Below are 7,742 nucleotides of genomic sequence, written 5' to 3'. Positions count from 1 at the left end.
CTGACCTCTAACCTGCCGTTCGGGCAGTGGGACCAGACGTTCGCCGGGGATGCAGCCCTGACATCGGCGATGCTGGACCGAATCTTACATCACTCACACGTAGTCCAGATAAAAGGAGAGAGCTATCTTTCGGGTAAAAATAACCGGCACTGAGTGCCATGATCACCATGGCAAAAACAATCAGCGCCCCGCATACCGCGCCGGGATGACGCAGAAACTGTCGTAGCCAGCGCGGTAACGGTCGGACGGTTCGCCACACATGGCTGACACTGTATTCACTCATGACATGCTCCGCACACGGGGGTCGAGGCGTGAATACACCACGTCTACCACGATATTGATCGTAATCACCAGCAATGAGCTCAGGACCAGGATGCCAAGAATCAGCGGATAATTGCGACTCATCACGCTGTCAAACAGCACCTGCCCGATACCCGGCCAGCTGAAAACGGCTTCGATGACTACGCTGCCGCCCAGTACGGTACCCAGCTGCAAACCGAGCAGCGTCACCACCGGCAGTAAGGCATTACGCAAGACATGGTGTAATGTAATTTGCAGGCGACTCAGCCCTTTGGCCTCGGCAGTACGCACATAATCCATCTGTCCGATTTCCAGCATAGAAGCACGCATTACGCGGGCATAGGTGGCGGCATAAAACAGACCAAGCGTGATGGCCGGTAATGCGAGATGGTGGAGGATATCCAGCGCGCTATCCCAGGCGGAAAGCGTCAGACCAATGGTTTCCATCCCCCCGACCGGGAACCAGCCAAGTTTGACCGAAAAAAGAATAATCAGCATGATGCCGAGCCAGAAGCTGGGCGCCGCAAAACAGATCACTGCCAGAGTTGAAATCAGTGAATCCCATAGGCTGTTTACCCTTATGGCCGCCAGTACCCCCGCAGCAACCCCAACCAGTACTGCCAGCGCGATACTGGCCAGCATTAAAATCAGCGTTGCCGGCAGATGCACCATAATGACGTCCAGTACCGGCATATTCTGGCGAAATGAAAATCCCAGATCGAGCTGACATACTGACCAGAGATAGTTTATCAGCTGCCTGAAAGCCGACTGATCCAGACCATAAAGATGACGCAACCGATCAATCATCGCCGGATCGGTCACCTGTTGTTCTGCGGTCATCACATCAAGCAGGCTGCCGGGTACCAGTTTCATCAGGGCAAAATTAATCACAATAACGCCAAACAGCAAAGGAATACCCTGCAACAGCCGGCGCAGAATCAGTCTGTACATCGCGTTTATCCTGCCAGCCAGATATCATTCAGCGCAGTGCCCTGCACGTTGGCATCAGTGGTGACGTTGCGGACATTGTTGTGCGCCAGGGTATAAGACTGCATTTCAATCAGCGGCACGATAGGCACATCGGTGCTGGCCAGCCGCGCGAACTGATGGACCAGCGTTTTGCGTTTAGCTTCATCAGTTTCAATTGTGATGGCCGCCACCAGTTTATCCATGTCCTCACTCTTATAGCCGGTGGCATTGCGAAACGCGCCACCTTTCACGATGCCATCTGAAGCAAAGAACTGGGTGACCGTTGGCACCGGTTCAATCGGCGCGGTAAAATTAGAAATAGCGATATCGTAGTTGTAATCGCTGTAAATACGCTTCAGTGCCGTGGCGCGGTCAACAGAATCAAGATTGACAGCAATCCCTACTTCTTCCAGTGCTTGCTTAAGGTATTGCCCCAGCCGGGCGTTTTCCTCAAACCAGGCGGCGGCCAGCAGGTTAACCGTGAAACGTTTGCCATCTTTTTCCGTTAACCCGGCCTGGTCGAGTAACTGCCGGGCTTTATCCGTGTCAAAGGGATAAGTCGGCACATCACGGGTAAAAAACAGCGGATTACCGCTGAAAATCGGCGAAATAGCCGGCTTGCCGCGACCGTAATAGATGGTATTGACAATAAAGTCGCGGTCAATCGCATGGAGAATAGCCTGGCGTACCTCACGGCGATTCACGTGTTCACGACGCTGATTAAATTCCACCGTGACCGTCCAGGCTGAGTTCTCGTAGCCGCGGGTATCGAGGGTGATGTTGCCACTCTTCACCAGACGGTCGAGATCACGCGCCGGTACCGGATTAGAGTATCCGACCTGCAGTTCCCCTGTTTCCAGTGCGGCTGTGCGGGATGTGGCATCTCCCCACCAACGCACGATCAGCTTATCAAGATACGGCTGGCCGGCATTCCAGTATTGATCGTTACGCTGATATTCAACATAACTGCCGCGCACCCAGTTAGCGTATTTCCATGGGCCAGTTCCCACTGGCCGGTTATTCAGGGGGTTAGTAAGAATCGGCTGCCCTTGATAAAGGTGTTTGGGCAGCACCAGCTGATACTGTCCGGCCAGCGTAGATTTAAGAAAGAATTCTGGCACCGGCAGGGAAAAAGTCAGTTTTACCGTGTGTGTATCGATGGCTTCGGCTTTTTCCAGCGCTTTTAACGCAATGCCGGCAGAAATCGCTTTCCAGTGCTCAATGGCATTGAATACCACATCATCTGCAGTAAAGGGTTTACCGTCATGCCAGCTGACGTTTTTACGTAATATGACAACGTAACTTTTAAAGTCAGCGGATGGCGTGACGCTTTCGGCAAGCACCGGCTGAAAAGCCAGCTTATCGTCAAGTTTCAGCAGGCGTTCAAGAATTTTGGTCGAGGTCTGAAAAGGCGCTGATCCCCCCCCGCCCGGTACGTAGAGTGCCTGCGGTTCCAGCCCGCCCCAGGAGATCACCAGGCTGCCACCGCGTCTGGGGACTGCTGGCGACGATTCTGACGCCGCCAGCGCACTACTGAGAAAATGAAAACCACTGATTTTTGCCACGCCACTGAGGGCGGCACCACCGGCTGCCAGGGTCAGTAACTGGCGGCGTTTTACATTGATTGTCATGATTTGTTCTCTGGTGTGGTAAGCAGCGTGGCGTAACTGGCGCGACCGATTGCCACCAGTTGCCCGCTGTCGTTAAATACATCAACGTCGGCCACGCCCACGCTGCGGCCCGCTCGTCTTACGCGAGCAATAACCTGAAGATCGGTATTAATCGCCGGGCGTAAATAGTCAACGCGGAAATTAATGGTGGGTAATCCCTGTCCCAGCAGCATACCCAGCGCGAAATCACCGACGGTATCAATCACTGATGCCAGCGGGCCGCCATGCCATTGTGCGCTGCCGGCTTTACGTTCAAATTCTGCGCGCATTGGCACCGCCACCTCAAGGGTTTGCGCCTGATAGTCGACGCTGATCACCCGTAAATTAAGCCAGTTGATAAACGGTGAGCCGGCAAAGATAGCAGCCAGTTCATCTTTACCCAGTCGTGAAGGTTTCATGCCACAATCACCTTACCGAAGACCTGGCGCTGTTCCAGCGATGCCAGGGCCTGAGCGCCCTGCTCCAGCGGCCAGTGACGGTCGATAATCACCCGAAGTTCGCCCCGCTCAACCGCCGCCAGCAGTGCCGTCAGATCGTCACGTTCCCAGCCGTTAGAGCCAAAAATCTGTAATTCATACGTCCAGATATAACGCAGGTCTTCTGCCGGCGCGAAGCCAGCGGTGGCACCACAGGTCAGTAAGCGTCCCCCGGCGCGCAGCACTTTTAGCGATTTCACCCAGCTGTCACCCCCGGTAAAATTGACGACTACGTCAACCCCTCCCGGTGCTCCGCCGCCCCGTCGCCGGCTTGGTTTACCAAAGCGCTGCCAGATAGCTTTCACAAAATCTTCCTGCTGATAAAGAATCACATCATCAGCTCCCAGCTGACGCAGGCGTTGCGCTTTTTCTTCACTACCGGCGCAGGCAATGACCTCGGCACCGGCCAGCTTTGCCAGCTGAACACAACAAACGCCAACTCCGCCACTGGCCCCCAGAATCAGCACTTTCTCGCCGCGCTGAATGCAACCAATGCGCTGCATCATGCGCCAGGCCGTGCCGTAAGCCACCGGTAATGCCGCGGCATCGGCAAAGCTGACGCTATCGGGCAGTCTGATTAGCTGATGCTGAGCAACGCGGCAGCGTTCTGCCAGCCCGCCGTGAGTGGTTTCCCCGACCAGACCACCATCAAGACGATTGATAGGATCAACCACCACCCGATCGCCAATTTTCCACCCGGTTACCGCGTTGCCAACGGCGATAATTTCTCCGGCGACGTCGAGGCCAATAATAATTGGCAACGGTAAGGTAATACCCGGCATGCCGCGACGGGTAAAAATGTCGTGATAATTTAATGACGCAGCTTTGACGGCAATAATTACGTCACTGTCGGCAGGTTCAGGATCGGGAAAATTTGTCTCAAAATTAAATTTGTCGTTATCACCATGTTCGTACAACACCAACGCTTTCATTTATTCCCCAGTATTTATACAGAGTTACCGGTATACAGCTCCCGGCCGCCGGTCAGGCGTCAAGCATTCCGCTATCCGCGGTTATGATTTAAAAAACCTGTGTTTACCGCTCTGTTCTAGCACTGAATCCGGGCGCAATGAAAATGACAAAAATGTCTTTGCTTAGTCACGAAACAGTAAAAGCGTTTATGGATATTGGGGGATGCGTGCAACGGCGCAGTGAATGCCGTTGAGCAGGAACCTGGCACGCAGGGAAAGAAAGACTGAGGTCAAAACAGGTAATAACCGGATAAATGATCAGCACTGCGTTGTGCATTGAGCGCTGTGTTCTGTCCCGCCAGCAGGCAGCGGGACAGATTGCACTCAGTACTGGTGTACCATCGCGCTATTATCCGCTGATGATGCCGCTTCCGCTGGGGTTATCGGACAGAATGCCGGTGGCCCGGCCGGATCGCTGATAAAACCACTCTTCAGCCAGAAATGCAAATAGGTATCCAGCAGTTTGCACTTATCTATTTTATATGCCGCCTGAGCAACCAGTGAGTGATCAATCATTTCACTGACAGGTGACTGCGGGGTCTGATAAAACGATTTATATGGGTAAAGCGCATTGTCACAGCCAATTTGCGGTACCCATTTAGTTGCCCATTCATCGCCATCGACAAATCGTAACGGGTAACGTGATCCGGCTATCATCGCCAGCAACATTTGCCAGCAATAAGTAGTGATATGGCCAAGGTTAAAGGCGCAGTCTGGCGACAGCCGCCGGAGACTACTGTCAACCAGCAACGTGGTCAGCAGGTCTACCGGGCTGACATCCAGTCGGTAACCAGGCCAGGCCGGCGCAATACCTTGTTGCAGGCAGCCCTTAATCATCTTCAGGATATGATTAGATGTCACATTAGAAATGCCATTCCGTGTCGATCCTGACATATTGCCCATCCGGTAGATGGCACCGTGCAATCCGCGTGAAAACGCTTGCGTAAGTAATTTTTCACATACCCATTTAGTTTGTACGAAACCATTTTTTACCGGCGGTTTACTGGCAATCGCCTTTTCAAGAATCCGGTTGTCCTGACGCTGGGCAGCCGCAAGGGTGGAAATAAAGAAAAACTTTTTCATCTGACCCTGCGTACAAAGCGACAGCAATTCCAGCGTACTGCTGACGTTAGTCGCCCGCAGTCTGTCATAGCGTTGCTGGTTATTTATCCCGGCGCCACAATGATAAATGGCGTCAATTTCACCGGCTAAAATTTGCCATTCCGAGGCTTCAAGCCCCAGACGCGGCCGATCCAGGTTTCCATTAAGACAGACAATCCGTGCAGGATCGATCGCCAGCTGATATTGTCTGGCATTCTCCTGTAACCGCGTTATCCCCTCTTCACCTCTGACCAGGCAGTAAAGCGTGGCATCCGGAATACGCTGTTGCAGCGCTGACAACAGATGTATGCCAAGAAAGCCGGTGGCGCCGGTTAACAACAGACGTTTAATCTCCAGATCGGGGGCAGATACAAAACGACTCATATTGAGCTCGCAATCCCGGGCTATCTGCTGTCCTTCATCATCATCAGAGGCAAAACTTTTGCCACAAATCAGGGTGGCAGGCTCGGCCAGACTTTCGCTGTTGCAAATATCATCCACCGTCAGCGTTACGCCGAGCTGATGGCGGATTAAGTTGATCATTCTGATGACCAGCAATGAATGGCCACCTACGGCAAAAAAATTGTCCTGTCGGTAATAAGAACGGTCTTTTTGCAGTAGCTGCTGCCAGATAGCCGCCAGCTGACGTTCAGTATCATTCTGCGGTAAAGTCTTCTGGCTGTCAGCAGAGCTAAAATCTGCCGCTGGTAAACGTTTGCGGTCAACTTTACCGTTTGGTGTTAACGGCACACGTTCAATGGTTTGCAAATCGGCAGGAACCATATAGGCGGGAACGATCTGGCGTAATCGCCTTAAGATCTCCGCAGCACTCAGTTCACTGACACACCAGGCAATCAGCTGTTTCTGGCCGTTGAGATTTTTCACGCCGACGATAGCCTGACTAACGTCCTGCAACGAAGCCAGCTGATGCTCAACTTCGCCCGGTTCAACCCGGTAACCACGAATTTTTACCTGATTATCCATCCGGTCAATAAAGTCGAGAGCGCCATCTGCCAGCCTTCTTACCCGATCGCCAGTTTTATACAACAACAGACTGGCTGATTGCGGGGTATGCTGAATTTCCTCTTGGTAAAAGGGGTTTGACAGAAAGGCTTCTGCCGTTTTTTCAGGCTGATTAAGGTAGCCTGACGCCAGCCCGCTGCCACTGACATAAAGTTCGCCGATATCGCCAGCTTTCACCGGATGCAGATAAGCATCCAGCACATAACATTGCGAGCCGGATACCGGACAGCCAATCGGGATACTGTCGCGTAAACAATCCGCAGCGACGATACGATGAAGCGTGGTGAAAACCGTATTTTCCGTCTGGCCATAGGCATTCCACAATGCCCGTGGTGGCGTTGCGCTGCTAAGTACAGCCTGAATAGTTTTGGGATTCAGGGCGTCACCGCCCGTCAGCACATTATTCAGCGAGCCAAACATTGCCGGATCTTCGCTAACCAACTGATTAAAAAGGGCCACTGTTAGCCAGAGATCGCTGATGCGGTCGCTGCGTAACTGAGCGGCGAAGGCTTGACTGTCAATGACCGTTTCATAGGGAACGATCACCAGGGTCGCTCCGTTTAATAACGCACCCCAAATTTCCAGCGTGGAGGCATCAAAAGCAATATTGCTGCACTGGGCAATAATCGCCTGCTCAGAAAACTGAAAAGGACTGGCATGACAGACAAGTCTTAAGATGCCGCGTTGAGTTATCACTACGCCCTTTGGTTTTCCTGTGGAACCAGAGGTATACATAATGGCGGCGATTTTTTGTTCAAATAAGGGGTATGGCTGAGTAACGACGTGATGATGACCGGATGGGATATCTTCCACATATATTTCACGACAACGGTTTTGTCTGCCCGCGTGTTTGCAACTTACAATCATTAACAATGGGCGACAATCATCAATCACGTAATTCAGATGTTCATCAGGGGTGCATGGGTCAAAGGGAACATAAGCTATCCCTAACTTGATACAGGCCAGCATGGTAATAATGGTAAACTCGCTTCTTTCCAGACAGAATAACAACGTTGGGTGTTTTTCATCTGGCGAAATATAGCGCGAGATAAACTGTGCGAACTGACATGCCCGCTGGTCTAACTGTTGATAACTAATGGTTTTATTTAAAAACTTCACAGCTACTTTATCTGGATTCTTTTTAACGCTTGCAGCAAATGCTGAGGAAAGAGAATCGTTATGCATCAGCTCGTTAGATAAATCATCCATAATTTATTACTCACATAATTGGT

The 7,742-nt window shown here is 51.9% G+C and carries 6 protein-coding genes and 1 pseudogene; 1 reads left to right on the top strand and 6 read right to left on the bottom strand.

Translation table 11 applies throughout. The annotated features are described in order from the left end of the window. Positions 1 to 153: ATP-binding protein (locus tag BL249_RS19195; RefSeq protein WP_158233072.1), on the top strand; the 153-nt coding region annotated here is incomplete at its 5' end. A gap of 19 nt (positions 154 to 172) precedes the next feature. Here BL249_RS19195 and BL249_RS19455 read toward each other — a convergent pair. The 6 genes and pseudogenes from BL249_RS19455 to BL249_RS02675 form a co-directional block, all read right to left on the bottom strand. Next, positions 173 to 283 (bottom strand): annotated as a pseudogene (locus BL249_RS19455) (hypothetical protein); the annotation flags it as partial. Continuing rightward, on the bottom strand, positions 280 to 1,251 hold the full coding sequence (locus BL249_RS02695) for an ABC transporter permease (RefSeq protein ID WP_099704952.1): 972 nt from the start codon (positions 1,249 to 1,251) through the stop codon (positions 280 to 282). The gene BL249_RS02695 and the pseudogene BL249_RS19455, both read right to left, overlap by 4 nt. A 5-nt stretch (positions 1,252 to 1,256) precedes the next feature. Further along, a complete protein-coding gene (locus tag BL249_RS02690) occupies positions 1,257 to 2,900 on the bottom strand; it encodes an ABC transporter substrate-binding protein (protein WP_099704951.1) in 1,644 nt (547 codons plus the stop codon). After that, complete coding sequence (locus tag BL249_RS02685; protein WP_099704950.1) at positions 2,897 to 3,337, bottom strand: PaaI family thioesterase; 441 nt, start codon at positions 3,335 to 3,337, stop codon at positions 2,897 to 2,899. Before BL249_RS02685 ends, BL249_RS02690 begins: the two co-directional genes overlap by 4 nt. Further along, positions 3,334 to 4,347: a quinone oxidoreductase family protein gene (locus BL249_RS02680; protein ID WP_099704949.1), complete on the bottom strand. Its 1,014-nt coding sequence runs from the start codon at positions 4,345 to 4,347 to the stop codon at positions 3,334 to 3,336. The genes BL249_RS02685 and BL249_RS02680 overlap by 4 nt, the downstream gene beginning before the upstream one ends. A 363-nt stretch (positions 4,348 to 4,710) precedes the next feature. Next, positions 4,711 to 7,695: an amino acid adenylation domain-containing SDR family oxidoreductase gene (locus BL249_RS02675; protein WP_256385410.1), complete on the bottom strand. Its 2,985-nt coding sequence runs from the start codon at positions 7,693 to 7,695 to the stop codon at positions 4,711 to 4,713. Positions 7,696 to 7,742: the final 47 nt, after the last annotated feature.

This window comes from Erwinia sp. OLFS4, from assembly GCF_002752165.1.
GTDB lineage: Bacteria > Pseudomonadota > Gammaproteobacteria > Enterobacterales > Enterobacteriaceae > Izhakiella.
This window is presented reverse-complemented; position numbering and strand designations above follow the sequence as displayed.

What these genes read in the sequence shown, in the direction of transcription:
- BL249_RS02695 (WP_099704952.1), bottom strand. Translation starts at nt 1,251, where the DNA reads ATGTACAGACTGATTCTGCGCCGGCTGTTGCAGGGTATTCCTTTGCTG.
- BL249_RS02690 (WP_099704951.1), bottom strand. Translation starts at nt 2,900, where the DNA reads ATGACAATCAATGTAAAACGCCGCCAGTTACTGACCCTGGCAGCCGGT.
- BL249_RS02685 (WP_099704950.1), bottom strand. Translation starts at nt 3,337, where the DNA reads ATGAAACCTTCACGACTGGGTAAAGATGAACTGGCTGCTATCTTTGCC.
- BL249_RS02680 (WP_099704949.1), bottom strand. Translation starts at nt 4,347, where the DNA reads ATGAAAGCGTTGGTGTTGTACGAACATGGTGATAACGACAAATTTAAT.
- BL249_RS02675 (WP_256385410.1), bottom strand. Translation starts at nt 7,695, where the DNA reads ATGCATAACGATTCTCTTTCCTCAGCATTTGCTGCAAGCGTTAAAAAG.